The sequence below is a fragment of the Streptomyces sp. NPDC002643 genome, from assembly GCF_053592555.1.
On sequence record NZ_JBSFVY010000053.1, the window covers coordinates 23,442 to 48,331 of the forward strand.

Here is a 24,890-nt window from a genome sequence, read left to right on the forward strand (position 1 = left end):
GAAATGGGTGGGTTTGCCGGGGTAGTTGGCGGCATGGAAGAGGGCCCCGCAGTGGTCTGCGGGGCCCTCTTCGTCAACCTGGGTGATTTATCCGGTACGAGGGGCTCGTACCGGACGGGTTGCGGATCAGTCGGAGAGGCGCTCGCCCGTGGAGGTCGAGAACACGTGGGTCTCGCCGGCGCGCGGGACGACGTGCAGCGTGGAGCCCTTCTCCGGGACCTCGCGGCCGCCGACGCGGACCACCAGGTCCTTGGCCTCGCCGCCGATCTGGGCGGTGCCGTAGACGAAGGCGTCGGAGCCCAGCTCCTCGACGACGTTGACGGTGACGGCGACGCCCTGGTCGGAGTCGGCGCCGGCCACGTCGAAGTGCTCGGGGCGGACACCCACGGTGACCGTCTTGTCGGTGGCGGCGGAGATCGCGTCACGCTGGACGGACACGACCGAGTTGCCGAACTTCACACCGCCGTCGGCGATCGGCACCTCGACGAGGTTCATCGCGGGGGAGCCGATGAAGCCGGCCACGAAGAGGTTGGCGGGCTTGTCGTACATGTTGCGGGGGGTGTCGACCTGCTGGAGCAGACCGTCCTTGAGGACAGCCACGCGGTCGCCCATCGTCAGGGCCTCGGTCTGGTCGTGGGTGACGTAGACCGTGGTGATGCCGAGGCGGCGCTGGAGGGACGCGATCTGCGTACGGGTCGAGACACGGAGCTTGGCGTCGAGGTTCGACAGCGGCTCGTCCATGAGGAAGACCTGGGGCTCACGCACGATGGCGCGACCCATGGCGACACGCTGGCGCTGACCACCGGAGAGGGCCTTCGGCTTGCGGTCCAGGTAGTCGGTGAGGTCGAGGATCTTGGCGGCCTCCTCGACCTTCTTGCGGATCTCCGCCTTGTTGACGCCGGCGATCTTGAGGGCGAAGCCCATGTTGTCGGCGACGGACATGTGCGGGTACAGCGCGTAGTTCTGGAACACCATGGCGATGTCCCGGTCCTTGGGCGGCAGGTGCGTGACGTCGCGGTCACCGATGCGGATGGCGCCGCCGTTGACGTCCTCCAGGCCCGCGAGCATGCGCAGGGAGGTGGACTTGCCGCAGCCGGACGGGCCGACCAGGACGAGGAATTCGCCGTCCGCGATCTCGATGTCGAGTGCGTCGACGGCGGGCTTGGTGGAACCCGGGTAGATCCGGGTCGCCTTGTCGAACGAGACAGTGGCCATGGCTCAGAGGCCCCCTTCTACCGGCAGGAACGTGCCGGACGATCCGTTGTAGGAAGGTGGTGATCCACCACGGACTGATCCGCAGTGGTGTAGTCCACACATGACGCGGGACTGGCTCTGGACGGTACCTCCCGTTCACGTGTTCTGTCAGCACCTGGACCCCTGTGAACTTCGCGGAAATTTTCGACGAGCGCACCCTCCGACGTGGGTACACTGCACGGGCGCCCTCCCGAGGGCCCCGCCTCCTTAGCTCAGCTGGCCAGAGCAACGCACTTGTAATGCGTAGGTCGTCGGTTCGAATCCGACAGGGGGCTCCGCTGAGAAACCGTGGGTCAGGTATCCGCCTGGTCTGCGGTTTCTTGTGTTTGGGGGGGGCGGCTGCCGGTTGTCTTGCTAGGCCCGGGCTGATCACCGAGGGTACGAAGCGCGGTCTGTCCCTGGGCCTTATCGCCGCGCGTCCGACACACGGGCCGCCGCGTGTCAGTGTCGTAGGCGGCGGGCGATTTCCAGGTCGGTGGGCTGGAGGGGGCGGCCTTCCTCGATGTCCCAGATGGCGTTCTGGAGGAGGCGGGCGAGGGTCCAGGAGCGGGCGCGGTCGCGGTCCAGGGCGAGGACGTCCGTCATCGCGTCGAAGCGCCACTTGACCTCGTCGGGGTCGAAGCGGTTGTCCAGGGCGGGCCAGAGGTCGAAGCCCGGGTCGCCGGCGAGGGGTTTGGGGTCGATGGCGAGCCAGGGGGCGCGGTCGGCGGCCAGGACGTTGTCGAAGTGGAGGTCCCAGTGCAGGAGGCGGTCGCCGGGGTCGGGGAGCACCTCGCGTACGGCCGCCGCGCAGTCCGCGATCAGGCGGCGGTCGGTGGTGTCGGGGATGCGTTCGAGTACGGGTGGGGTGCGGCGCAGCAGGTCCGTCGCGATGTCGGCGAGGCGGCGCATGCCCTCCGGGGCCGGGGTCGCGGTCAAGTGGGCCAGGAGCCGGGCGATGACCAGGGTGGCCTTGCGGGAGTCGGGCTCGTACGTGAGCATCCGGGCCGGGTCGAGGCGTTCGAGCAGCATGGTGCCCGTTTCGTCGTCGTACTCCAGGAGTCGTACGGCGCCGTCGCCGTTCCAGACGCGCAGGGCGGTCGGTTCGCCCTCGCTCTCGTCGTCGAGGATCTGGAGTTTGAGGACCGCCGGGGTGCCGTCGGGGGTGCGGACGACCGGGAGGACCAGGGCGCACATGCCGTGCATGGACGGGCCGTCGAGGCGTAGGGACCAGCGGTCGAGGAAGGCGGCGGCCAGGGCCGGGAGGTTGGCGACGAAGGCGCGGCCCGCTTCTCCGTTGATCTCCGCCTGGGTCTCGGCCAGTTGTTCCGGGACGTGGATGGCCTGGGTCATGGGGGTGACGTTACGGGTGGGGGGCGGCTGGGGCTTCTGGATTTTCCGCCGTGGTCCGCTGCCGAATCCGGTGCGGAAGGCGCCGGGACGACGGAATCCGTAGGGGACACCGGGCCCGGCGGCGGGTTAGTTTCCGGCCATGAGCAGCGCGGACGCGGTCGCCGGGGTCGTCAATGGTGGGGTCTCCTTCTGGTACGCGCAGGCCGGGGTGCCTGTGCCCAGGGAGCCGTTGGTGGGGGGTCTCTCGGCCGACGTCGTGATCGTCGGGGGCGGCTACACCGGGTTGTGGACGGCGTACTACCTGAAGAAGGCCGCGCCCTTTCTGCGGATCGTCGTACTGGAGCGGAAGTTCTGTGGATACGGGGCGTCCGGGCGCAACGGCGGATGGCTCTACAACGGGATCGCCGGGCGGGACCGGTATGCGCGGCTGCACGGCCGGGAGGCCGCCGTACGGCTTCAGGGGGCCATGCACGAGACCGTGGCGGAAGTCGTGCGGGTGGCGGGGGAGGAGGGCATCGACGCCGACATCCATCGGGGTGGGGTGCTCGAAGTGGCGTGTACGCCCGCGCAGTTGGCGCGGCTCAAGGCGTTTCACGCGCATGAGGCGGCGTACGGGGAGCGTGATCGTGAGCTGTACGGGGCTCGGGAGACCGCCGAGCGGATTCGGGTGGCGGGGGCGGTGGGGTCGACCTGGACCCCGCACGGGGCCCGGGTGAATCCGGTGAAGCTGGTGACGGGGCCGGCGCGGGTCGTCGAGGAACTCGGCGTCGTCATCCATGAGTTGACGCCGGTCACCGAGATCCGGCCGAAGCACGCGGTCACGCCGTACGGGACGGTACGGGCGCCCTATGTGCTGCGCTGCACCGAGGGGTTCACGGCGAACCTCAAGGGGCAGCGGCGGACCTGGCTGCCGATGAACTCCTCGATGATCGTCACCGAGCCGCTGCGGGAGATTCTGCTGCGGTTCTTTCCCTCGCTGGCGGGGGTGCGGGTCGCGCACGCCTGGTCGGGGGTGCTCGGGGTGCCGCGCGACTGGTGCGCGACGGTGACGCTGGACCGGGCGACCGGGCTGGGGTGGGCGGGCGGTTATGTCGGCTCGGGGGTCGCCACCACCAATCTCGCCGCCCGTACGCTGCGGGAAGGGCCTGTCGTTTGGATCACGCCGGCTTCGGGCTACGGCGCCTTGGCGGCTGCCGGTGAGCGGGGCGATGGGGGTACCTCCCGCGCGAGCGAAGCCGAGCGTGGGGGAGCGTGCAGCTGCAAGGCGGAGGAGGGCGTCGACGCGGAGCGTTGGCAACCGACGACAACGCCGCTGGGGGTCCCCCCACGCCCTTAAGGCAGTGGGGGAGTGCGTGCCACGCCCCGCGGCCCAGGCGTGATCCAAACGACAGGCCCTGGTCCAGCGGGACTCGGGGCAGGGTGGGGCGACCGAGCTGACCGGGTTGCCGTGGGTGGACCACCGGGTGCGCAGGTGGGAGCCGGAGCCGTTGCGGTGGGTGGGGGTGCGGGGGCTGTACGCGGCGTATCGGGCCGCCGACCGGCGGGAGAGAGTGATGTACAGCGCCGGGTCGTCGCGGCTGGCGAAGGGGCGGACCGGGTGGCGGGGAGGTAGGGGGTAGCCAGGGAGGGACTGGTGTGGGGAAGGGGGGCAGTGGTGTCGGCAAGGGGCAGTGGTGTCGGCGAAGGGGAGTGGTGTGGTCAGGGCTCCAGGATCACCTTGCCGGTTGTCGCCCGGGTTTCCAGGGCTCGGTGGGCGGTCGCGGCCTCGCGGAGGGGGAAGCGGTGGACGGCGGGGGTCAGCCGGCCCTCGGCGGCTTGGGCCAGGGCCCGGAGTTCGAGGGTGCGCAGGGGGTTCTCGCCGCCTGCCCGGCGGTACATCTCCCCGCCCAGGACCGACACCGAGACGCCCTCGACCAGGTGGGGCTCGCTGTTGTCCTTGATGCCGTCCGCCGACCAGCCGAAGACGAGGTGACGGCCGCCGGGGGCCAGGAGGGGGACGGACTGCTCGGCCGCCGCGCCGCCCACGCCGTCGTAGATGATCGTCAGTTTTCGGTCGTAGGGGGCGAGGTGTTGTGACCAGTCCGGGGTCGTGTAGTCGATGGCGAGGTCGGCGCCGTTCGCCGTGACGCGGGCGGTCTTCTCCGGGCCGCCGGCCAGGCCGATCACCGTGGCGCCCGCGTTCTTGGCGTACTGGACGAGGAGGGTGCCGATGCCGCCGGCCGCGGCGGGGATCAGGACCACGTCGTCGGGGCCCGGTTCGGCGAAGAGGAGGATGCCCATCGTGGTGCGGCCCGTGCCGATCATGGCGACGGCCTCGGCGGGGTCGAGGTTCTCCGGGATCTCGTGGAGGCGGGTGGCGTCGGTGACGGCGAGTTCGGCGTAGCCGCCGGGGACGAAGCCGAGGTGGGCGACGACCCGCTTGCCCAGCCAGTGGTCCGGGGTGCCCTCGCCGAGGGCGTCGACGACTCCGGCGACCTCGCGGCCGGGGATGGTGGGGAGTTCGGGTACCGGGCCGGGGCCGCCCTGGTGGCCCTGGCGCAGGGCCGTGTCGAGTAGGTGTACGCCGGCCGCGGCGACCTCGATACGGACCTGGCCGGGGCCGGGTACGGGGTCCTCGGCCTTCTCGTACACGAGGTTCTCGGCCGGGCCGAAGGTGTGGAGGCGGATCGCGTGCATGGAGGGTCCCCCTTGGGCGGCGTACTTGTGTGTCGTACCTGCGTGGCGTACCTGGGCGCCGTACCTGGGCGCCGTACGGGGTGGTACGGCTGGCGTGGTGAGATCAGCTTTCGACCTCAAGCGCGCTTGAGGTCAAGGGGGTTGTTCAGGGGGGTGCCCGTGCTCTGGCTGAGGGGGTTGTCCGTGCTCCGCCTGCCGAGGGCCAGGGAGACGGCCGTGAGGGCGCTGTTGAAGGAGACCTCCGAGAGGACGCCCGGGGCGGCCACCTGGTCGCCGGCGAGGTAGACGCCGTCGCCCCGGTCGACGGCGGGGCGGTCGCGCCAGCTGGTGCCGGGGAGGTCGACCGCGCCCGTACGGCCGTTCGAGGTGGCCTCGCGGCGCCAGGTGACCCGGTCGCGCCAGCCGGGAAAGCCCAGGTCGAGAAGGTGCTCGGCACGGGCGACACCGTCGGCGCGGGACTCGTGCGGGGCGATCGGGAACTGGCCCTGGAGGAGCTGTTCGCCGGCCGGGGCGAGGGTGCGGTCCTGTGCGGTGAAGCGTTCGACCCAGCCGGGGGCGTCCAGGTCGGAGACGGCGAAGGCGTCGCCGCGCCGGGGGCGCAGGGCGAGATCGAGCAGGACCGTGCGGGCGCTGGGCCAGGTCAGGGTGTCGTCGCGGAGGAGGCGGCGGGCGGCGTCGAGGGAGGTGGCGACGATGATCGGGGTGGTGGGGCTGGGGCGGATGCCAGTGGCGGGGCTGGTGCCGGTGCCTGTGATGGTGCCGGTGGTGGTGCCGGTGGTGGTGCCTGTGGCGGGGGCGTCCGTTCGTACGGCGGTCAGGTCGTCGATTCGGGAGAGGGTCTCCATGCGGACGCCGAGGTTCCAGGCGCGGGCCGCCATGCGGTCGGTGAGGCTCGCCCAGCCGCCGCGCGGGTAGTGCGCCTCCGGGGGGATCTTGGTGGCCCTGAGCAGGCGTTCCTGCACGAACGCGGCGGAGAGGGAGCCCGGGTCGTGGTGGAAGATCGCCACGGCCGCGTAGTTGGCGGCGGCGCGGGCCGCCTCCTCGCCCGCCAGGTCGGTGGCCCAGGTGAGGAAGTCGACGTCCACGGGGGCGAGTCGGGCCGTGCGGCGGCTCAGGAGCTTGAGCATCGCGAAGGGCGGGGTGCGGCGGAGGGCGCCCTTGTGGTGCAGCCGCAGCCGGGACGCCTCCAGTGGGGGGATCGGTGCCAGTGGGGGGATCAGGTCGCGTTGTTTGAGCCAGGTCCAGTGCGGGCCGCCGTTGTAGAGCGCGTGAGGGCCCTCGTTCGTACGGTACGGGCCCTGTGAGGTTCGGGCCCGGCCGCCCAGTGTGTGGTGCGCCTCGTACAGCGTGACTTTGGCGCCCGCCTCGGCGGCGGTGATGGCGGCGGTCAGGCCGGCGAAGCCGCCGCCGATGACTGTGAGGTGAGTGGGGGTACGGCGGCTGCCGGCTGGGGTGTGGGGCATGGTCGGGGCTCCCTTGGGTTGGTGCGGTGCGGTGCGGATCGGTGCGGATCGGTGCGGGTCGTCGGTGTTGGGCTGTCGGTTCGTGAGTACGACTGGTCGAGGGGGCCGGAATGTGACATGCGGGGCGGTGGCGGGAGTGGTCTGAGGGGTGTTTTCGCAGGTCAGGGGGGATTGTCAGTGGTGGGGTGCAGGATGGGGGCATGGCGAGGCGAGCGGGTGGTGGGAGTGGTGGTGGCCGTGGGGGCGGTGCCGCCGGGGTGAAGGGGGCGCGGCGGCCGGAGGTGCGGTTGCCCGCGTTGGAGGTGTACGGGGGCGGGGGGTTGGAGCCGGACGGGGACTACGACTCCCTTGAGTTCCGGGAGGAGGACTTCGTCGGGCAGGACGGCGGGGGTGCCCGGTTCATGGACTGCGCGTTGACGGGGGTGCGCGCTGGACGAGACGCGGTTGCGGCGGGCGCGGGTGCTGGACTGTGTGCTCACCGGTGTGCGAGGGGTCGGCACCGATCTCGCCGAGGCGAGCCTGCGTGATGTCGAGGTGGTGGATGCGCGGTTCGGGGGCGTGCAGTTGTACGGGGCCGTGCTGGAGCGGGTGGTGATCCGGGGCGGGAAGATCGACTACCTGAATCTGCGCGAGGCTCGGCTCAAGGACGTCGTCTTCGAGGACTGTGTGCTGGTCGAACCGGACTTCGGGGGTGCGCGGCTGGAGCGGGTCGAGTTCGGGGGGTGTGTGCTGAAGGGGGCGGATCTCAGTGGGGCGGCGTTGAGCGATGTCGATCTGCGGGGGGCCGCGGCTGTGGATATCGCGCGGGGAGTGGACCGGCTGTCGGGGGCGGTGATCAGTGCGGGGCAACTGATGGACTTGGCGCCGGTGTTGGCGGGGGAGATGGGGATTCGGGTGGAGGGGTGAGGTGGGGAGGGGAGGGGCGAGGGGGTGCCGGGTGCGGGGTGCCGGATGTGTTGTCGCCCCCGCCGCCCTTACCCTTCCCATCCCCAGGGGCTGCGCCCCTTCGACCCCACCAAGGGGCTGCGCCCCTTGACCCGCTACGGGGCCATCGACCTCGCTGGCCCCGCTATGGGCCCCTGCTAGGGCTGCGCCCGTACGACTCGGCCAAGCGCCGGCGTTTCCGACCTTGCTGGGCGCTGCGCGCCTGCCGCCCGGCCGGGGCTGCGCTCCTGCGGGCCTGCTGAAGCTTCGGCTCGTTGGCTCCGCTGGGGCTGTGCGCTCGCCACCCTGCCGGGCGGCGTTCCTTGACCCGCGATGGGGCTGCGCCTCTTGACGAGCGATGGGCTGCGCCTCCGACCCCGCTGGGGCTGCGCGCCTGCGGCCCTGCCAGCGCTTCGGCCCCGCTGGGGCTGCGCGCTTGCCGCCCCGCCGGGCTGTGCCCCCTTGACCCGCGATGGGGCTGCGTTTCCGACCTCGCCGGGCCGCGCGCCTGCCGCCCCGCCGGGGTTGCGCGTCGCCTGCCGCCCTGCTGAAGCTTCGGCTCGTTGGCTCCGCTGGGGCTGCGCGCTCGCCACCCTGCCGGGCGGCGTTCCTTGACCCGTGATGAAGCTGCGCCTTGGCCCCTGCTGGGGCTTAGCCCGTACGACTCGGCCAAGCGGCTGCGTTTCCGACCTCGTCGGGGCCGCGCGCCTGCCGCCCCGCTGGGGTTGCGCTCCTGCGGGCCTGCTGAAGCTTTGGCTTTTGAACCGTGATGGGGCTGCGCCTGTCATCCCGCTCCGGGGCTTCGGCCCCGACCCTGCTCAGGGGGCTGCGCCTCTTGACCCGCGATGAGGCTGCGCCTCCGACCCCGCTGGCGCTGCGCGCTTGCCGCCCCGCCGGGCTGTGCCCCCTTGACCCGCGATGAGGCTGCGCCTCCGACCTCGCCGGGGCTGCGCGCTTGCCGCCCCGCCCTTGCTAAAGGGCTGTGCCTCCGCCCCGTTAGGGGGGCTGGGTCACCGGCCTCGTCAGGGTTGTGCCCCTGTGCCTCGGCCAGCCCCCTCCGTGTGATCGGCTCAGCCGATGCGAGGAAAGCGGGCCTGGAGTGTCCAGATGGCGGGGTTTTCTGCCAGGGGGTCGTGCATGTCGGTGAGGTCGGCCAGGAGGTCGTGGAGGAAGTCGCGGGACTCTCTGCGGAGTTCGGAGTGGGAGAAGGTCAGCGGGGGTTCCTCGGTCGGCATCCAGTCGGCCTCGATGTCGACCCAGCCGAAGCGGCGCTCGAAGAGCATGCGGTCGGTGGACTCGGTGAAGTCCAGCTCCGCGTACTGCGGGCGGGAGGCCCGGGAGCCCGCGGGGTCCTTGTCCAGCTGCTCGACGATGTCGCACAGCGCCCACGCGAAGTCCAGCACCGGCACCCATCCCCAGGCTGTGGACAACTCCCGGTCCGCCTTGACGTCGGCGAGATACACATCCCCGCAGAACAGATCGTGCCGGAGCGCGTAGACGTCCGCGCGGCGGTAGTCCGTCTGCGGTGGGTCCGGGAAGCGGTTGGAGAGGGCGTAGCCGATGTCGAGCACGTAGGCGATGGTGTCATGGCCTCATAGGATCTCCGCCGTGCACCGATCTGTACCGGTTGTTCCGGCCGCGGCCGCCCTGCTCGCCCTCACCCTGGCCTTCACGCTGACCTCCTGTACGGGGGACGGCGACACGGGCGACGGCGGCAGATCGGCAGACGCCGCCGGCACCCCCGGCTCCGCCGGCCTCCGCGACCCGTACTTCCCCAAGCTCGGCAACGGCGGCTACGACGTCACCCACTACGACCTCACCCTCGACTACACCCCTCCGCCCGACTCCGACTCGCAGAGGGACCGCCTCCGGGGCACTGCCGTGATCACGGCACGGGCGACGCAGCACCTCAGCTCGTTCCACCTCGACTTCAAGGGGATGGACGTCGAGTCGGTCACCGTCGAAGGCACGAAGGCGGAGTGGAAGCGCGCCGGACAGGAGCTGACCGTGCGCCCGAACGGCGGGGTGAGGAAAGGGCAGACGTTCCGGACGACCGTTCGCTACGCCGGTCAACCGGAGACGATCACCGACCCCGACGGCTCCCGGGAGGGCTGGCTGCCCACCGCCGACGGCGTCCTCGCCCTCGGCGAACCGACCGGCTCGATGGCCTGGTACCCCGGCAACCACCACCCCTCCGACAAGGCCACCTACGACATCACGATCACCGTCCCCGAGGGCCTGCACGCCGTGTCCAACGGCGAGTTGAGGGAGGAGGGGGAGGTGAGGAAGGAGAAGGGGGGCGCGGGCCGTCGTACGACGTTCGCCTGGCGGGTCCGTCAGCCGATGGCCGGCTATGTGGCCACGCTCGCCGTCGGCCGGTACGAGGTCGACGCGTACGGCATACGGCGCGGGGGAGCCGGCTCGACGGGCGCGGACCCGGAAGGACCGGGCTCGGTGGACGCGGACCCGGAGGTACCGGGCTCGGCGGGCACGGACCCGGCGGCAGGCGCGGACCGACTCCCCGTGTACATCGCCGTCGACCCCTCGCAGGTCAGCGGCAGTCGTCAGGTGCTGGGGCGGTTGCCCGAGGTCATGCGGTGGGCGGAGGGGAGGTTCGGGGCGTACCCCTTCTCCTCCACCGGGGCCGTCGTCGACCGCCCCGAGGACGTGTCGTACGCGCTGGAGACCCAGAACCGGCCCGTCTTCCCGGGGGCCCCGTCCATCGAACTGCTCGTCCATGAGCTGGCGCACCAGTGGTACGGGAACTCGGTCACGCCGAAGAGCTGGCGGGACATGTGGCTGAACGAGGGGTTCGCCACGTACGCGGAGTGGCTGTGGCAGGAGGACCACGGGGGCGACACCGCTCAGGAGATCTTCGACGCGCTGTACGAGGGGACCTACTACGCGGACTCCGCCTCGAACGCCGCCGTGTGGGACTTTCCGCCCGCCGAGCCGCCGAGTGCCGCGCGGATCTCCGGCAGCCCCGTCTACGAGCGGGGAGCGATGGTGCTGCACAAGATCAGGGAGGCCGTCGGCGACCAGGCGTTCTCGGGTCTCCTCCAGGGGTGGGCCGCCGAGCACCGGTACGGCAACGCGAGTACGGCCGACTTCACCTCGTACGCCGAGGAGTACGCGGAGAGGACGGCCCCGGACGCGGAGCTGGCGTCGATCTGGGACGAGTGGCTGTACGGGGAGGGGAAGCCGCCGAAGGACGACTGACCCCCGTGGCCAGGGCCGCCCGGCCAGGGCGGGCCGGGGCCACGCCCCGCGGGGTTGGCCTGATTCGGTCGCCGGGTTTTCCGTCGTACTCCGTCTTTTTCGAGGTCAGTCATGACGGTCCATGACCATCGGGGAAACGCGGAATGTCAATTCCGCTTATATGTGGCGTGAAACTATTCATTGGGTCGCCCGGATTCCCGTGATTTCGGCGCAACGGGCGAGAAACATACCGACCCACGGATGAAATAATCCGGAAACAAACGTTCGTGAGACTTTCATCTGCTCGCCAGTGATGTCCGAGGGGGAAGGGGTACGAGGGGGAGCATGGCGACGCTTCAGATCTCCGACGACGAAAGACGGGCGCTCATGGCGCTCGTGTCCGACCATTCCAGACGCTCCACGGCACTGGGTACGTTGGGGCCCAAAGGGACCAGTAGTGAATACATCGCCCAGTTAATGGCGCGCTTTGTCGGCGCCGACGGCGAATTCCGCATTGTTCTGGAGGAGACCTTCGAGCAATGCCTGGACGCGCTCATCGAGGAGCGCCTGGATCTCGCGCTGGTCCCGCATGCCTATGCCAGGATCAACGCCTTCTATATGAATCCGCTGCTGGAACCGTCGATCGTGTTCCGGGGCAGCACACCGGAATACGGCCTGGCCGCGCGATCCGACTTCGCCTTCCGCGAGGAACTGCTCTACACCGACACCGTGGTCACCCATCCGGCACCCATTCCGCTGCTGGAGTACTACTTCGACCGGCCGGTGAAACTCGTCACCACGACCTCGACGAGTCAGGCGGCCGGTGATGTGGCCGACGGCCGCTACAACATCGCCATCACCAATGAACAGGCCGCAAGACAGCACAACCTGAAATTCGTCTACCGGTTCTCGCCGATCCCCATGACCTGGACCGTCTTCTCGAAGAGGAAGGACCGTGATGACCACGCAGGTGCATGAGATCCCCTACTTCCCGTCCGCCGCACCGGTGCTGCACGACAACGGAATCCGGATGGAGTCCTATCGGCGCGGCGATACCGAGGTACTGGTGTCGCACATCCCGCCGGGCGCCGTCGTGGCACCCCACTCTCACCAGGAAGCCCAGGTCGGGATGGTCGTCCGGGGGCAGCTCTCCATGACCGTCGGCGGAGTGACGAAGCTGATGCGGGCCGAACGGGACGTCTATGTCGCCCCTCCCCATGTCGAGCACTCGGCGGTGAACCCGACCTCCGAGGAGACCATCGCCCTCGACATCAAGCGCTACAAGCCGGGCGAGAACTACACCGCGCCGGATGCCTACTTCATGGGGCCGATCGAATCGCGCAAGTTCGTCGGAATGGACGTCACGTTCTTCCTGGAGAACTGGATCGAACTCATGATCGCCGATATCCCCGGCGGTGGGGAGATGCCGTATCACAAGCACTCGCACGAACAGATAGGGATCTGTCTGGAAGGGCGCTACGACATGACGGTCGAGGAGACGACACACGAACTCGTCTTCGGCGCCACCTACTTCTGTGAGAGCCAGGAGGGGCACGGCGCCGCGAACCCGCACGAAGGCGTGGCGCGCTCCCTCAACATCTTCATCCCGCCCCGGTATCACCGGGTTCCCAAGTAGCCAATCAGAAGAGAAAAAGAAAAGCAGAGGAGATCGGTGGTACGCGTAGCGGTGGTGCTGGGCGCCGGCAGCGGTATCGGGCGGGCGACCGCGCTGCACCTCGTCTCCAAGGGGTATGCGACGGTCCTGTGCGCCCGTGGCCGTGAGGCGTTGGAAAAGGTCGCACGGGAATCCGGCGACGAGCGGAACACCTGCGTTCTGCCGGGTGACATCACCTCGCCCGCCTTTCGTGCCGAATTCGTCGCCGACGTGGAACGCCGATTCGGCAGGGTCGACGTCCTGGTCAACAACGGGCCCGGTCCGGCGCCGGGCCCGTTCGACGGGGTGTGCGTCAACGACGACGTGATGACGGCGATGAATCAGAAACTGATTCCCTATCTGGACCTGATCAAGTCCCTCGTCCCCTTGATGACGCGGAACGAATTCGGGCGGATCGTCAATGTCGTCGGGAACGCGGGCAAGGAGCCCATGCCGGGCATGTTTCTGTCCGGGCTGGTCAACGCGGCGGTCTCCAACGCCACGAAATACCTGGCCCAGCAGTACGCCGCGCGGAACGTGACGGTGAACTGCGTCCATCCCGGGACCATTCGCACCCCGCGCTACGACCAGGCCGTGGGGTCCATGAGCCGGGACGACGGGGCCTCCCGCCAGGAGGTGGAGGACCGCCTGCTGCGGGCGATCCCCATGGACCGGCCGGGCCAGGCCGACGAGGTCGCCGCTCTCATCGGCTTCCTGGCGTCCGACGAGGCCTCGTACATCACCGGGCAGCAGATCTCGGCGGACGGCGGCCAACTGAGAAGCGTTTGAACCGAATTGTGTGTTGTGTGTGAGGGGAGAGGCTGACTCTTGTTCGAGGACAAAGTGGTCGTGGTCACCGGTGCCGCGTCGGGGATCGGGAGGCGGACGGCGATCGAGTTCGCCCAGCAGGGCGCGAGCGTCGTCGTCGCGGATGTCGACGAGAAGAACGGCTCCGAGGTCGTCGCCAAGCTCAACAGCGACGGGCATCGGGCGGTCTTCGTCCGGGCCGACCTCACGGCCGAGGCGGACTGCGCGAACGTCATCGCCGTCGCCGCCGAGCCGACCGGCAGGGTGGACGTGCTGGTCAACAACGTGGGCATCGAGATATCCACCCCCATCCACGAGATGTCGGTGCCCGAGTGGGACCGTCTGTTCGACACCAATCTGAAGAGCATGTTCCTGTGCTCCAAGCACGCGCTGCGCACGATGATGGCGGCGACGAGCGGAGCGATCGTGAACGTCTGCTCCGTGAGCGGGCTCGTGGCCTGGCCCGGCATCGCCGCGTACAACACCACCAAGGGCGGCGTGATGATGCTGACGAAGTCACTCGCCGTGGAGTACGCCCAGTACGGCATCAGGGCCAACTGCGTCTGCCCCAGCATCATCGACACCCCCATGACGGACGCGGCCGTCGGCGACGACACCGCGCTCAGGGAGGCGAAGGCGAAGCTGAACCCGGTCGGCCGGCTGGGCACCCCCGAGGACGTCGCGAACGCGATCCTCTTCCTCGCGTCGGACGGATCGTCGTTCATCACGGGCGCGGCCCTGACGGTCGACGGCGGCTACACGGCCGTCTAGAGACAGGTCCCGCCGCGCCCGGCGGGCGGAGCACGTCGGCAACAGGCACGTACGCAAGGCCTGTACGCAAAACACGTACGCAGAAAAGCACGTGGGCAAGAAAGGTTGGCTGGAGTGTCGGAACGCGTGGGCGGCGAGCAGCGCGCGGCAGGTTTCCCCCTGCTGACGGTCCTCGCACTGATGGCGGGGATCTTCGCGGTCGGCTCGGAGGAGTTGGTGGTCTCCCCGCTGCTGCTGGACATGTCGAGGGCGTTCGACACCTCGGTCGCCGTGATGGCGCTGTCGGTCACCGTCTACGGGGTCTGCACGGCGCTCGGCGCCCTGCTCTTCGCCCCGCTCGGCGACCGGGTGTCGCGGCGGCTGGCGCTGGTGACGGGGATGGCGGTGTTCGTGGCGGGCACCCTGTTGTGCGCGTTCGCCGGCGGTCTCGGCGTGTTCTTCGCCGGGCGGGCGCTCGCCGGTCTGGCGACGGGGGCCTTCGTTCCGAGCGCGTACGCCTTCGTCGGCGACCAGATCCCGTACCGCTACCGGGCCAAGGCCATGGGAATCGTGGTGTCGAGCTGGTCGCTGTCGCTGGTGCTGGGGGTGCCGATGGGGTCGTTCGTCGGTGAACGGGTCGGCTGGCGGTGGACCTTCGGCCTGCTCACCGTCCTCGGTGTCTTCGTCATCGGCGTACTGTTCCGGGCCGGCGACAGCGCCCGCCCACTGCCCGAGGAGACCACCGACGGGCCCGACGCCGAGAGGCCCGGCGAGAAGGCCGACGCCGAAAGGCCCGGCGAGAAGGCCGGCGACAAGGCCACCGACAAGGCCCCCCAGATCAGTTGGGCCCGGTCCGTCGTGGAGGCGTTCACCGCGCCGAAGGTGCTCGTGTACGTCGTGGCGACCTTCCTCAACATGCTGGGTTTCTACGGCATGTACACCTACCTCGGCAGTGCGCTGCAGTACCGCTTCGGCGACGACAGTTCGTGGACGGCGGTGATGATCCTGCTCTACGGCCTCGGCTTCGCGACGAGCTTCGTCACCGGTAAGTGGGCCGACGACCTGGGCAAGGAGAAGGTGCTCGTCGGACTGCTGGCGGGCCTGGCCCCGGCGCTCGCGGTCATTCCGCTCGTGGACGGTCTGACACCGCTGCTCGTGGTCTGCCTCTTCCTGTGGGGCGCGATGCAGAGCCTGGTCGTCACCCTGCTCAGCACGCTGCTCAGCGAGTGCTCGCAGAGCCACCGGGGCACGATCCTCGCGTTCTACAGCCTCGCCACCAACCTCGCCGTGGCCCTGGGCGCCGCCCTCCTCGGCCCGCTGTTCACCGCGCGTGGCTTCACCGCCGTGGGCTTCGTCTGCGCGGCCATCACCCTCGTCGCCTGCGTCCTGACGGCGTGGACGTACCGCGGGGGCCGGCCCGAGGAGAGGCCGGAGAGGCCGGAGAGGCCCCCGGCCGGATCGGACATGAGCATGTCCATGGACTCGTACGACGAGCACGGCCGTCGAGTGGAAGTGGTGGAGGCCGCCGACCGTGAAGCCGGAGGCCGCCGGCCGTGAGGATCGAGCCCGCCGAGCGGCTGCTGGACCTGCCCAGGAACGAGTTCGCGACGACCGTGGCGAAGATCGACCGCTTGGTGCGGTCGGGCGAGGACGTCGTCAACCTCTGCCAGGGCAACCCCGACCTCCCCACCCCGCCGCACATCGTCGAGTCGCTGCGTACGGCGGTACTCGACCCGGCGACCCACCGCTACGGCTCCTTCTCGGGCCTGCCCGAACTCAAGGCCGCGGTGGCCCACTGGTACCGCGTCCACCAGCGGGTCGAACTGGACCCCGGGGCCGAGGTCGCGCTCCTCTTCGGCGCGAAGGCCGGACTCGTCGAGATCAGCCAGTGCTTCCTGAACCCCGGTGACGTCTGCCTGATGCCGGACCCCGCCTTCCCGGACTACTGGGCGGGCGTGGACCTCGCCGGAGCCCATCGGCATCCGATGCCGCTCCGCCGGGAGAACGGCTTCCTCCCCGACTACGCCGACCTCGACGCGGCGACCCGCCGGCGGGCCAGGCTGTTGTTCCTGAACTACCCGAACAACCCGGCGTCGGTGACGGCACCGCTCGACTTCTACGAGGACACGGTCCGCTGGGCGGAGGAGCACGAGGTGATCGTGGCCTCCGACTTCGCCTACGGCGCGCTGGGTTTCGACGGCGAGGCCCCCGTGTCGTTCCTGCGGGCGGAGGGCGCGAAGGAGGTGGGCGTCGAGTTCATCTCGTTGTCGAAGATGTACAACATGGCGGGCTGGCGCGTCGGAGCGGTCGTGGGGAACCGTGAGATCGTCGCCGCGATCGACCTCCTCCAGGAGCACTACTACGTCTCGCTCCCGCCCTTCGTCCAACGCGCCGCGATCACGGCCCTGTCCGGCCCCCAGGACTGCGTCCACGACCTCACCAAGACCTACGAACACCGCCGCGACCTCTTCGTGTCGGGCCTGCGGGAGGCGGGTTGGGAGCTGGACACCCCGCGTTCGATCTTCGTCTGGCTCCCGACTCCGGGCGGGGATCGGTCCATGACCTTCGCCGATACGTTGCTGGAGCGGGCCAAGGTGGCGGTCTCGCCGGGCCGTTGGTTCGGCGAGCACGGCGAGGGCTACGTACGGGTGAGCCTGCTGGCGCCGGAGGACCGGCTGCGGGAGGCGGTCGAGAGGCTGGCCGGGTTCAGGTGAGGCGGGCCGGAGCCAGGCGCTTGCGCAACACCGCGCAGGGGCGGCCCAGTTGCCGATCGCGGCGCCGGGCGATCACCTCGTAGCCGAGGGAGGTCCAGAAGCCGAAGCCGCCGGGGTTGTTGTCGAGTACGGCCAGCCGTACGGCGTCCCGCCCGGCCCTCCGGAAGCGGTCCTCGACGAGCGCCGCCAACTGCCGCCCGTACCCCCGCCGTTGTGCGTCGGCGTGTACGAGGAGCAGGCCGATCCAGGGGTCGGGGTCGGCGGGGTCGGGATGCCGGGAGAGGGTGATGACGAGCCCGACGAGGCGCCGCCCCCGGCTGTCGTCACCGGTGCGGGCGCCGGTGCCGGTGTCCTGGGCGCGGGCGAGGACGATCTCCACGTCCGGGTTGGCCAGTTCCACCGCCAGGGCCGCGTTCACCTCTTCGGGCCGGATGTCGTACGCGTCCGGGAAGTCACCGCTCAGGGCGTAGAAGGCGTGGTTGGAGGCGTGCAGGGCGGTGAGTTCGGCGAGGAGGGCACCGGGTAGGGAACCGTCCTGGGCCTGGGCCGCCCGGAGGCTGTCGAGCATCAACATTCCCGGCAGGCTATCGATCACGCAACTCGAACCACACCCGCTTGCCGTGCGGACATGGCCCGCGTCCCTGACGGCTCTGCCCTACGCCCCACTCCTGAGCGAGCCATGAGAGCAACATCAGCCCCCGACCGCTCTCGGCGTCGGAGTCGGGGACCGTGGGGTTCGGACGGTCGGGTGGCAGCGCCCTGATCGGACCCTCGTCGTCGTACACGGAGACGTGGACGCGGTCGTGCCGGATGACGGCTTCGAGCCGGACGTCGAAGGAGTCGGTGTGCAGCCCGACGTTGGTGACCACCTCGGACACCAACAGCTTGGCCGTGTCGACGAGTTCACCGTGCCCGGTGCTCTGGAGGAGGAGTGCGACGACATCGCGGCAGATCTTGGGGCTGGTGGGGGAGTTGGGGGTGCGGAGGCGGTAGATCTGCGGGGGGTGAGTGACGGCGTTACGGATGTCCGGGTCCGGCTCCATGGGGCGGCCTTTCTCGTTGGGTCGGGTGAGTGGGCACACCGCCCTGGCCCGGCCACGCCAACTGGCCTGGCTGCACTGGGGTCTTACTGGTGTGCGCTGACATCTTGGAAGTTAGGGTAAAAAGTTGCCACGGGGCAAGATTTCCGGGAGCTTTCACCCGTGTGAGTGGACCGGCTCAATGCGGCCGGGGAAACTCGGTTTCGAAAGGAAAGGGACCATGCCGCCGAGAGAGAATCCGACCGCTCGCCAGATGCGACTGGGTGCCGAGTTGCGCAAGATGAGAGACCGCGCAGGCAGGACGGCCCGCGAGGCCGCCCGCCTGCTCTCCACCGATCAGGCGAAGATGAGCCACATCGAGTCGGGCCGCATCGGGGTCAGTGAGGAGCGCATCCGTCGGCTGGCTGTCTTCTACGCGTGTGACGACGGGCACCTGGTTGACGCGTTGTGCGCCATTGCCCGTGAGTCGCGGGGGCAGGGATGGTGGGACGAGTACCGGGGTGTACTCAGCCCAGGCTTCCTGGACATCGCGGAGTTGGAGCACCATGCCGCCTACCTCCGCAGCGTCCAGGTGGTGAACGTGCCGGGCCTCCTGCAGTCGGAGGACTACATTCGGGCGATCCATGGCAGCTACCGGCCCGTCCTCCCCGATGAGGTTGTGGATACCCGTGTGGAGTTCAGGCTGGGGCGCCAGCGCATTCTTGACCGGGCCGAGCCGCCCCCGTTCTGCGCCATCGTTCACGAAGCGGCCCTACGGATGCGCTTCGGCGGGCGCAAGGTCGCCAAAGCACAGCTCGAGCACCTGCTGGCAATGTCGGAGCGGCCGTCTGTCACGGTTCGGGTCATCCCGTTCAGCTGCGAGGACTTCATCGAGGCGACCAACGCCCCGATGTACGCCGGGGGAATCGTGCCGCAGCTCGACACGGTCCAGTTGGACAGCCCCGCAGGCAGCTTCTTCGTGGGCGCCGAGGCCCAGTTGCACCGATACGGGCAGTTGCTCGATGTCGCGGAGGGCGCGTCCCTGAGCGAGGCGGAGTCCCGAAAGCTCATCCAGCAGATCGTGCGCGACATCTGAGAGGCAACACAGTGTCCGAGCAGTGGCAGAAGTCGTCCTTCTCCGGCGTGGAGGGCGGGAACTGCGTCGAACTGGCCCGCCACCGGGGCCGAATATCCCTTCGCGAAAGCGAGACCCCCGCTGATGTACTCGCCCTTGCCCCCGCAGGGGTCGCCGCACTGATCCGGCGGCTGAAGGGCGGCGAGGCGTACCGGTTCTGAAGGAGACACGTGGAGCGGCAGCGGGTGCGGGTGCACAACGTGCGGCTGGGCGGCGGTGAGGTCCGGGTCGTCCGGCCGGACCCGGCGGCCGTGGCGGAACGGCTCGCGCTGCGCGACGACCGGCACTGGCTGTCGATGTACGCCGACAGGCGCGGCGCGGAGCAACTGCTCGCGCTGTGGGCGTTGGCCGCACGGTCCGCCCGTTCGCTGATCTATCTGCCCATCCGGGCCAACCCGGCCCCCGACGGCGTACCCAACGATGGCGAACAAGTCTCACTGGACCTCGTACTAGCCCACCACAGCCTGCGGTTCCCGCCCGCCGCCTGGAAGGACGTCCGCGCACGACTGGGCGCCGGGCAGCTCCACAAGACGGCCACCCCGGACGACGACTTCCCGGACGAGTCCACCATCGACTACGACCGCCGACACCACGCCACGTACCGCGACCACTTCTCCTTCGACATCGCGGCCCACACCCTCTTCATCACCGCCAGCACCCCCGCGTTCCGCGAACACGGCACCCTCCTGCGCTCCCTCACCGACGAGGCCCCGTCCTACTTCCACCACCACCCGAACGCCACCCACTTCTGCGTCGAACTCACCGCCGGCCCCTGGTCCCGCCCCCACACCCGCCGCAACATACCGGCGAGCCTGCACATCCAGTACTGCGGCGACTGGCGGATGTGACGGACCGTGCTGAAGCCCTGCCTGTACGCGTTCGACATCGACGGGGCCTCGTTCGTCAAAGTCGCAGTCAGGCGCCCACTTCGGAGTGCACCGGAACGGGCGGGCGCACTCCCGTGAGCACTTCCGCTCGGGCGACCAAGTGGGGCGCAAGGCCGGGGTACCAGCCACGGGCTACGGCTTGCAGCATCTCGGCCAGGGCCGCGAGTTCCCCGATTCGGCCGGCCGGGGTGTCGAGGACCGCTGCGAACTCTCTTCGGATGCGGGCAGCAACGTCGGGAACGAGCAGGCTGTTCGCGTGGAGGAGACCCGCGTCATAGCCGAAGGGCACGAGGCCCCACCGCTCCCAGTCCAATAGGGCCAGGGGCATGGCGGTGAGGTTGCCCCAGTGCAGGTCACCGTGACCGGTCACCCGCTCCACCTTGGCGGGGGCCGGGATGCCAAGGAACTGGGGGAAGGCTCGTTCAATCCACCCGTCCCGGACAGTCGTCTTCACACCCTCCGCTTCAGCGAGTAGATCAAGGGCTTGACGAAGGTCCGCCCACCACTCGTCAGACAACCCGGGGTCGTGGTCGATGTCGGCTCGGTCTGGGGACACGGTGGGTTGCGTGACGTAGTCGAGGACTTCCGCCTCGAAGGCCCACTCGCCGTCGGTCCAATCGTGCACCTCGTACAGGCGCGGGCGCGGGACAGCGTCAGGTACGAGCAGGGAGGCACCGACGATGCCCTCCCCCTGCTTCCTGCCCGCGTTGCGCTTCGCTGTCCGGCTGACCCGTAGCCACCGGTCCCCTGCCTGGCGTCCGAGGGTGACTCCGAGGAAGCCCCACGCCAGCGGACCCGAGCACGTCAGCCCCAGAGCCTTGGCCGCCCGGTCGTGGGCGGCCTCCATCAGGGACTGCACCTCCTTATTCAGAGGCGAGTTCATCCGTCACCTTCCTGAGTTCCATGGCCGTCAGCGGCGCAGCCAGAGCCTTGGCGGCATCGTCCCAGTGTTCGCGGGTGCTCGCGGAGGTGAGGACGAAATCAAGGCCAGGGCACGAGCCAGCGGCCAGCAGGGCAGCGGCTGCGGCCGACAGGCCGGGGCGGATGAGGTTCACCAGTTCGGGTGTCATGGCATCGAGGAGTTCGCCGCCGTGCAGGGGAGCAGAGCCGAACGTGATCAGCCCCGCGTCCTTCGCCTGCACCAGTGGTCCGCCGCCGTTCAGGGCCTGTGTGATCGGGGCATCCATGATCAGGCTGACGGGGATCTGCAAGGCCGTGAAGTGGTGCTCGGCGGAACCGGCCGCCTGCCGGGCGAGCGTGAGCAACTCGGGCACGCTGAGCGCTCCGGAGGTCAGGCCGGACCAGGTGGCGACGCCGTACCCGCCGATCCGGCCCGCATGGGCGAACTCCTCCAGCGCCGTGAACGCTTCCCGCACACGCCATTGCAGGGCGGTACGGTCAAGGCCGTGCCCGTGGTGCTCGGGGTTGTGCACGAACACCAGGTCCACGCGACCGAGCGTGGCCAAGGATCGCTCCGTCTGCCAGTGGACGAAGCCCCGTTCAAGGCTGTGCCTACCGGCCGCCTCTTCCCGGGTGAGCACGCCCTCAGTCAGGGCGGTGCGGCCTTGCTCTGCCGTGAAGAACCCCGCCTTCGTGGCTACCCGCACGGTGGGGTACTCCCCGAGAACCGGGCGCAGTTCCTCATGCGCCCCACCATGGGCGTAGTTGGGTGCCGTGTCCACCCATGGGCTACCGGCGGCCAGGGCGGTGCGTGCCGCCTGACTGACGGCACGCACGCGATATGTCCCCAGGGAGAGCACGGCGGTCACAGCGCCGACCCCACCACTGCGACGGCATGGCCGTCGATGAGGGCGGAGACCAGTTCGGCCACCTCCTTGACCTCCAGTCCAGCAGAGTCGGCGAGTTCGCCGAGCGTGGTCTGCTGGTTGGTCAGCAGCGTGCCCAGCGCGGGCGCGGCGGACTCGGCGAAGTCCCAAGCGGTACCAGCCGCCGAGAAGGTGACCGTGCCCTGTTCGCGGTTCGCCGTCAGGCGGCCCCTCGGAGTGGTGAGCTTGACCGTGATCTCGCCCCGTGCGGGGAGGCCGTCCACGTAGGGCAGGGACGGAATCGCGTGACCCAGGTCCGTCGTGTCGATCGACTCTACCCACCGCTCCACGAGGCGGGGGTCCGCCATCATGTCGGCCACTTCACGGCGTACGGCGTCGGTGAAGTCCGACTGTTCCGCCAGCGAGCCGAAGCGCGGGATGTCCCTGCGGAGCGCGAGGGACGCCCGGAGCTGGTCGACGACCCAGAGCATCAGATCAGCGCCCGTGTGCGGGACCATCCCGAACGTGAGGTGAAGGGATTCTGTCCCCTGGTCAGCGGTGACCGAGTGCCACCAGCCGCGCGGCAGGTAGAGCACATCACCCGGGGACAGAACGAGGTCCGCCACCGGGCCGCCCTCCGGCTCCTCCGGCGACCCCACATCCCGGAAGGTAGGCGCCTCACGGGTCATCCCCCACAGGCGCCACCGCTTCGAGCCGTGCAGTTGGACCACGACCACATCGTGGTCATCCCAGTGCCGGCCGAAGCCCTCCCGCTCGGTCCACGAGGCGTACACGTTGGCCTGCACGGAAGTTCCGAGGAAGCGTTCCAGTCCCTCCGCAGCCGTCCCCACGGCGGGGTGGATCTTCTCCACCGCGTCCAGGACCAGCGACGCCCCCTCCCTGAGCTGGGCGTGGAAGTCGGACGGCTGGATACGGGACCAGGTGACCGCGCGGCGGTTCGTGGTCGGGATCGCATAGCGGTGGAGCGGGACCATCTCGCCGTCGACCGACAGGCGCAGCCGGGGCGGCTCCAGCCGTTGCGTGGCGATGATCCGGTTCAGGTCGTCCCAGGAGAACAGGTCCGCCGTGTCGGCGGCGCCAGGGATGTGTGCGTAGGAGCGGTGGTACGTATGGGCGAGGAACGCGTCCCCGCCCATACGCCCCGCCCACGAGGCTGCATCAAGCACCGTGGGCGCTCCCGTCAGTCGTTGCCGTCGGAACGGCCACTGCTGACGTCAGACTCCTGCTCGGCACGGGTGCGCGCGGCCACGATCTTCCGCTTCGCGAGGAGCAGGCCACCCCCCTCGGGGGTCACCGAACCGGTGTTCTCTTCCACCATCGGACTTACCTCTCTCTTCTCGGGGACTCCCACCGGGATTCCGGCAGGAAGCAAAGGAACAGCACCGTGCGCACTGGGCCGTACGTCCGGGCCCCGTCATATGACACCCGAAGAGCCATGCGCCCGTCCGTCATGAGCGCACACCAGCGTCAGGGGCGAACCTCCGCCGGTACCCCGGCCGCCACCCCACGCCGTAGCGGACCCGCCTTTTGTTTCGCTCGGTCGCTGCCATGGAGGAAATCATTGGCCTAGAAAGCGACGGCTGTGTAGTTCTTTCCCGTCATGGACTAAAGATCATGAACGGCAGGCGGCAGACCACTCAGCCAACAAGGCTCGTGCTTCGCCACCGAACAGTGCATAGCTCTCCAGCGTGGAGAAAAGTTCCAGGTGCATTTCGATGTCTCGTGGATCTCTCAGGATCACGACACCGGTGGTGTTTTCCACGGTGGCCAGGGTGTTGTCGTAGATGGTGAAGGTGTCCATCGGAGCCATGGGCTTGTATCCCGCGATTGGGATGACGCCGAGCTTCACGTTCGTGAGGTGGGTCAGTGAAGCCAGCCGGTCAATCTGCATAGCCATCGCAGCCGGAGGTAGGAGTGGCCACCGCACGGCCTGCTCAGTGAGAATGAAAGTGAACCGCTTCTTCGTCTCGTAGAGAACTTCCTGCCGCTCCAGTTTTCTCGCGATCGCCTTAGTGACATCGGCCGGAGAATGGGCAAGGCTGGCCCGGATGTACTCAGGGGTGGACAGCAGACCTGTAATCATCGAGAGCAGGAAGAAGCGGAACTCTGTGCACGAGGATTCAAGGGCGGCGAGTTCAGTCTGCTTCTTCTCCAGGCCCCTGCGCCGGAGCGAGCGCAGATCTTGCCATTCGGTGTTGGCCAGCCTCGCGAGGGCGATGACCTCTTCGATGACCTCGGGCGGAGCCACGACAGCGCGAAGGATTCTCTCCAGGTCGAGGAGGCTTGGCAGGACTTTCCCGTTCTCGATCCGACTGATCTTTGATTGGGACATGTTGCAACGCCGAGCGAGCCGGTCCCCAGTGAGGCCGGCTCGCTTGCGTAGTTCTTTCAGCAGGGCTGCCAATTCCTGCTTTGGCTGCCTCAACTGTTCAGGGTTGAACGTCACCCGCTCACGTACTCCAGGAATGGAACCGACTCGGTAACGGCAATCCGCTTCCACATCCGGTACGGCTCGGTGTCGCCCTCGTGCAATTCCCGGCTGATCTGCGCCCCGTCTTCCCGGTAGTTCATCAGGACTACCTTGGAATCATCGAACATCCAGAAGTCCTGATCCGGAAGGCCCGGGTTCTCTCGGTCGGTGAGGTCGAGAATACGGATATCCTCACCCGCCTTGACGTGGTGCCGGTAGTAGTACTCGAACTCGAACCGCAGATAATCCGAGAGCGGACGCGTCACGACATGGACCCTGCCGATACGCTTTCCTTCCGAGGCCCATTGCCGGACCTCGTCCATCCATGCCGACGTGTAATCGTCCGGCGACTTCTCCCCCGAGAGAAAGCGTTTCAGCTTCTCCGCTTCCTGGGGCATGGTGTAAACGGGCAGCGTCTCCAGCCGCCACGCCTCCCGCTCCATGGAATCGAAGCAGTCATTCCACGCGTCACCATCCAAGTGCACGGATTGCCTCCCTGAGAACCGCTTCCGGGATTTCCACGAGCCCTTCCCCGGCAGGCGGAGTGAAGGCGTCGGACACGTCGCCCTGCACGACGAACGATCCCGTGGCCGTGCGGTATACGTTCGGGCAGTCCTTCTCTCCGCACTCGCCGTTGCCGTTGCCCGTGAGCCGGGTGAGTGCCGAATGTTCGGACATGCCAAACCCCCTTGCTCTGGCCCCGTTTGGGCCGCCCGTCCAACGACGTTACTGAGCTTGAACTCGGGTTGTCGTAGCGGCTGACAGGGCTTGATCCTCGCGGTACGCCGTCTTCATGAGGTATGCGCAGGGTGGTGGGCTG

At 69.0% G+C, this 24,890-nt stretch carries 25 protein-coding genes, 1 tRNA gene and 2 pseudogenes; 14 read left to right on the forward strand and 14 right to left on the reverse strand.

Features of this window, described 5'->3' with window-relative positions:
- Nucleotides 1-126 precede the first annotated feature (126 nt).
- Entirely contained in the window at nt 127-1,215 is a 1,089-nt protein-coding gene (locus tag ACWD4G_RS42770; protein ID WP_451303623.1) for an ABC transporter ATP-binding protein, read from the reverse strand.
- 240 nt (nt 1,216-1,455) lie between these two features.
- Between ACWD4G_RS42770 and ACWD4G_RS42775 the strand changes: the two genes are divergently transcribed.
- Nucleotides 1,456-1,529 (forward strand) — tRNA-Thr (locus ACWD4G_RS42775).
- A 166-nt stretch (nt 1,530-1,695) separates the two neighbouring features.
- Here the strand turns inward: ACWD4G_RS42775 and ACWD4G_RS42780 are convergent.
- On the reverse strand, nt 1,696-2,586 hold the full coding sequence (locus tag ACWD4G_RS42780; RefSeq protein WP_451303625.1) for an aminoglycoside phosphotransferase family protein: 891 nt from the start codon (nt 2,584-2,586) through the stop codon (nt 1,696-1,698).
- A gap of 139 nt (nt 2,587-2,725) precedes the next feature.
- On the opposite strand from ACWD4G_RS42780, the gene ACWD4G_RS42785 reads away from it, so the two are divergent.
- On the forward strand, nt 2,726-3,922 hold the full coding sequence (locus ACWD4G_RS42785) for an NAD(P)/FAD-dependent oxidoreductase (RefSeq protein ID WP_451303627.1): 1,197 nt from the start codon (nt 2,726-2,728) through the stop codon (nt 3,920-3,922).
- A 58-nt stretch (nt 3,923-3,980) separates the two neighbouring features.
- Nucleotides 3,981-4,198, forward strand: a pseudogene (locus ACWD4G_RS42790) (FAD-dependent oxidoreductase); the annotation flags it as partial.
- Nucleotides 4,199-4,284: 86 nt separating this feature from the next.
- Here ACWD4G_RS42790 and ACWD4G_RS42795 read toward each other — a convergent pair.
- Together ACWD4G_RS42795 and ACWD4G_RS42800 are read right to left on the reverse strand one after the other, a co-directional pair.
- The gene (locus ACWD4G_RS42795) at nt 4,285-5,262 is read right to left on the reverse strand and encodes a zinc-binding dehydrogenase (protein WP_451303629.1); all 978 of its coding nucleotides are present in this window, start codon (nt 5,260-5,262) and stop codon (nt 4,285-4,287) included.
- Between the two features lie 116 nt (nt 5,263-5,378).
- Nucleotides 5,379-6,725: an FAD-dependent oxidoreductase gene (locus ACWD4G_RS42800; protein ID WP_451303631.1), complete on the reverse strand. Its 1,347-nt coding sequence runs from the start codon at nt 6,723-6,725 to the stop codon at nt 5,379-5,381.
- A 200-nt stretch (nt 6,726-6,925) separates the two neighbouring features.
- On the opposite strand from ACWD4G_RS42800, the pseudogene ACWD4G_RS42805 reads away from it, so the two are divergent.
- A pseudogene (locus ACWD4G_RS42805) lies at nt 6,926-7,631 on the forward strand (pentapeptide repeat-containing protein).
- A gap of 1,088 nt (nt 7,632-8,719) precedes the next feature.
- Here ACWD4G_RS42805 and ACWD4G_RS42810 read toward each other — a convergent pair.
- The gene (locus tag ACWD4G_RS42810) at nt 8,720-9,220 is read right to left on the reverse strand and encodes a hypothetical protein (protein ID WP_451303633.1); all 501 of its coding nucleotides are present in this window, start codon (nt 9,218-9,220) and stop codon (nt 8,720-8,722) included.
- A gap of 7 nt (nt 9,221-9,227) precedes the next feature.
- Between ACWD4G_RS42810 and ACWD4G_RS42815 the strand changes: the two genes are divergently transcribed.
- The 7 genes from ACWD4G_RS42815 to ACWD4G_RS42845 all read left to right on the forward strand — a co-directional run bounded on the left by ACWD4G_RS42815 (nt 9,228) and on the right by ACWD4G_RS42845 (nt 16,772).
- Nucleotides 9,228-10,868, forward strand: coding sequence for a M1 family metallopeptidase (locus ACWD4G_RS42815; protein ID WP_451303635.1), 1,641 nt, complete (start codon nt 9,228-9,230; stop codon nt 10,866-10,868).
- A 324-nt stretch (nt 10,869-11,192) separates the two neighbouring features.
- Nucleotides 11,193-11,825: a hypothetical protein gene (locus ACWD4G_RS42820; protein ID WP_451303637.1), complete on the forward strand. Its 633-nt coding sequence runs from the start codon at nt 11,193-11,195 to the stop codon at nt 11,823-11,825.
- On the forward strand, nt 11,806-12,483 hold the full coding sequence (locus tag ACWD4G_RS42825) for a cupin domain-containing protein (protein ID WP_451303639.1): 678 nt from the start codon (nt 11,806-11,808) through the stop codon (nt 12,481-12,483). The genes ACWD4G_RS42820 and ACWD4G_RS42825 overlap by 20 nt, the downstream gene beginning before the upstream one ends.
- Nucleotides 12,484-12,519: 36 nt before the next feature.
- Entirely contained in the window at nt 12,520-13,290 is a 771-nt protein-coding gene (locus ACWD4G_RS42830) for an SDR family oxidoreductase (RefSeq protein ID WP_451303641.1), read from the forward strand.
- A 39-nt stretch (nt 13,291-13,329) separates the two neighbouring features.
- Nucleotides 13,330-14,079, forward strand: coding sequence for an SDR family NAD(P)-dependent oxidoreductase (locus tag ACWD4G_RS42835; protein WP_451303643.1), 750 nt, complete (start codon nt 13,330-13,332; stop codon nt 14,077-14,079).
- A gap of 114 nt (nt 14,080-14,193) precedes the next feature.
- Entirely contained in the window at nt 14,194-15,615 is a 1,422-nt protein-coding gene (locus tag ACWD4G_RS42840) for an MFS transporter (RefSeq protein WP_451303645.1), read from the forward strand.
- Nucleotides 15,612-16,772, forward strand: coding sequence for an aminotransferase class I/II-fold pyridoxal phosphate-dependent enzyme (locus ACWD4G_RS42845; protein ID WP_451303648.1), 1,161 nt, complete (start codon nt 15,612-15,614; stop codon nt 16,770-16,772). Before ACWD4G_RS42840 ends, ACWD4G_RS42845 begins: the two co-directional genes overlap by 4 nt.
- Here the strand turns inward: ACWD4G_RS42845 and ACWD4G_RS42850 are convergent.
- Nucleotides 16,765-17,346 carry a GNAT family N-acetyltransferase gene (locus ACWD4G_RS42850; RefSeq protein WP_451303650.1) on the reverse strand — a complete coding sequence of 194 codons (582 nt, stop codon included), beginning with the start codon at nt 17,344-17,346 and terminating at the stop codon, nt 16,765-16,767. The two genes, ACWD4G_RS42845 and ACWD4G_RS42850, sit on opposite strands and share 8 nt — an antisense overlap.
- A gap of 10 nt (nt 17,347-17,356) precedes the next feature.
- Complete coding sequence (locus ACWD4G_RS42855) at nt 17,357-17,815, reverse strand: ATP-binding protein (RefSeq protein WP_451303652.1); 459 nt, start codon at nt 17,813-17,815, stop codon at nt 17,357-17,359.
- Nucleotides 17,816-18,032: 217 nt separating this feature from the next.
- Between ACWD4G_RS42855 and ACWD4G_RS42860 the strand changes: the two genes are divergently transcribed.
- The 3 genes from ACWD4G_RS42860 to ACWD4G_RS42870 are packed head-to-tail and all read left to right on the forward strand — an operon-like array spanning nt 18,033 to nt 19,774.
- Nucleotides 18,033-18,887, forward strand: coding sequence for a helix-turn-helix domain-containing protein (locus ACWD4G_RS42860; RefSeq protein WP_451303654.1), 855 nt, complete (start codon nt 18,033-18,035; stop codon nt 18,885-18,887).
- An 11-nt stretch (nt 18,888-18,898) separates the two neighbouring features.
- Nucleotides 18,899-19,087, forward strand: coding sequence for a DUF397 domain-containing protein (locus ACWD4G_RS42865; RefSeq protein WP_451303656.1), 189 nt, complete (start codon nt 18,899-18,901; stop codon nt 19,085-19,087).
- A gap of 9 nt (nt 19,088-19,096) precedes the next feature.
- Nucleotides 19,097-19,774: a hypothetical protein gene (locus ACWD4G_RS42870; RefSeq protein ID WP_451303658.1), complete on the forward strand. Its 678-nt coding sequence runs from the start codon at nt 19,097-19,099 to the stop codon at nt 19,772-19,774.
- 67 nt (nt 19,775-19,841) lie between these two features.
- Here the strand turns inward: ACWD4G_RS42870 and ACWD4G_RS42875 are convergent, their stop codons facing one another.
- From ACWD4G_RS42875 to ACWD4G_RS42905, 7 genes are all read right to left on the reverse strand, one after another.
- A complete protein-coding gene (locus ACWD4G_RS42875; protein WP_451303660.1) occupies nt 19,842-20,696 on the reverse strand; it encodes a hypothetical protein in 855 nt (284 codons plus the stop codon).
- The gene (locus tag ACWD4G_RS42880) at nt 20,677-21,549 is read right to left on the reverse strand and encodes an aldo/keto reductase (protein WP_451303662.1); all 873 of its coding nucleotides are present in this window, start codon (nt 21,547-21,549) and stop codon (nt 20,677-20,679) included. Before ACWD4G_RS42880 ends, ACWD4G_RS42875 begins: the two co-directional genes overlap by 20 nt.
- Nucleotides 21,550-21,578: 29 nt before the next feature.
- Nucleotides 21,579-22,766, reverse strand: a complete 1,188-nt coding sequence (locus ACWD4G_RS42885; protein ID WP_451303664.1) for a cupin domain-containing protein — start codon at nt 22,764-22,766, stop codon at nt 21,579-21,581.
- A 14-nt stretch (nt 22,767-22,780) separates the two neighbouring features.
- Nucleotides 22,781-22,918: a hypothetical protein gene (locus ACWD4G_RS42890; RefSeq protein ID WP_451303666.1), complete on the reverse strand. Its 138-nt coding sequence runs from the start codon at nt 22,916-22,918 to the stop codon at nt 22,781-22,783.
- A 294-nt stretch (nt 22,919-23,212) separates the two neighbouring features.
- Complete coding sequence (locus ACWD4G_RS42895) at nt 23,213-24,046, reverse strand: helix-turn-helix domain-containing protein (protein ID WP_451303668.1); 834 nt, start codon at nt 24,044-24,046, stop codon at nt 23,213-23,215.
- Complete coding sequence (locus ACWD4G_RS42900; RefSeq protein WP_451303670.1) at nt 24,043-24,555, reverse strand: DUF6879 family protein; 513 nt, start codon at nt 24,553-24,555, stop codon at nt 24,043-24,045. The genes ACWD4G_RS42895 and ACWD4G_RS42900 overlap by 4 nt, the downstream gene beginning before the upstream one ends.
- Nucleotides 24,539-24,748, reverse strand: coding sequence for a hypothetical protein (locus ACWD4G_RS42905; RefSeq protein ID WP_159706421.1), 210 nt, complete (start codon nt 24,746-24,748; stop codon nt 24,539-24,541). Before ACWD4G_RS42905 ends, ACWD4G_RS42900 begins: the two co-directional genes overlap by 17 nt.
- Between the last annotated feature and the right edge of the window lie 142 nt (nt 24,749-24,890).

Excerpts from the sequence above, each read along its gene's own strand:
- ACWD4G_RS42770 (WP_451303623.1), bottom strand. The coding sequence starts at position 1,215 with ATGGCCACTGTCTCGTTCGACAAGGCGACCCGGATCTACCCGGGTTCC.
- ACWD4G_RS42780 (WP_451303625.1), bottom strand. The coding sequence starts at position 2,586 with ATGACCCAGGCCATCCACGTCCCGGAACAACTGGCCGAGACCCAGGCG.
- ACWD4G_RS42785 (WP_451303627.1), top strand. The coding sequence starts at position 2,726 with ATGAGCAGCGCGGACGCGGTCGCCGGGGTCGTCAATGGTGGGGTCTCC.
- ACWD4G_RS42795 (WP_451303629.1), bottom strand. The coding sequence starts at position 5,262 with ATGCACGCGATCCGCCTCCACACCTTCGGCCCGGCCGAGAACCTCGTG.
- ACWD4G_RS42800 (WP_451303631.1), bottom strand. The coding sequence starts at position 6,725 with ATGCCCCACACCCCAGCCGGCAGCCGCCGTACCCCCACTCACCTCACA.
- ACWD4G_RS42815 (WP_451303635.1), top strand. The coding sequence starts at position 9,228 with ATGGTGTCATGGCCTCATAGGATCTCCGCCGTGCACCGATCTGTACCG.
- ACWD4G_RS42820 (WP_451303637.1), top strand. The coding sequence starts at position 11,193 with ATGGCGACGCTTCAGATCTCCGACGACGAAAGACGGGCGCTCATGGCG.
- ACWD4G_RS42825 (WP_451303639.1), top strand. The coding sequence starts at position 11,806 with ATGACCACGCAGGTGCATGAGATCCCCTACTTCCCGTCCGCCGCACCG.
- ACWD4G_RS42850 (WP_451303650.1), bottom strand. The coding sequence starts at position 17,346 with ATGTTGATGCTCGACAGCCTCCGGGCGGCCCAGGCCCAGGACGGTTCC.
- ACWD4G_RS42855 (WP_451303652.1), bottom strand. The coding sequence starts at position 17,815 with ATGGAGCCGGACCCGGACATCCGTAACGCCGTCACTCACCCCCCGCAG.
- ACWD4G_RS42860 (WP_451303654.1), top strand. The coding sequence starts at position 18,033 with ATGCCGCCGAGAGAGAATCCGACCGCTCGCCAGATGCGACTGGGTGCC.
- ACWD4G_RS42875 (WP_451303660.1), bottom strand. The coding sequence starts at position 20,696 with ATGAACTCGCCTCTGAATAAGGAGGTGCAGTCCCTGATGGAGGCCGCC.
- ACWD4G_RS42890 (WP_451303666.1), bottom strand. The coding sequence starts at position 22,918 with ATGGTGGAAGAGAACACCGGTTCGGTGACCCCCGAGGGGGGTGGCCTG.
- ACWD4G_RS42905 (WP_159706421.1), bottom strand. The coding sequence starts at position 24,748 with ATGTCCGAACATTCGGCACTCACCCGGCTCACGGGCAACGGCAACGGC.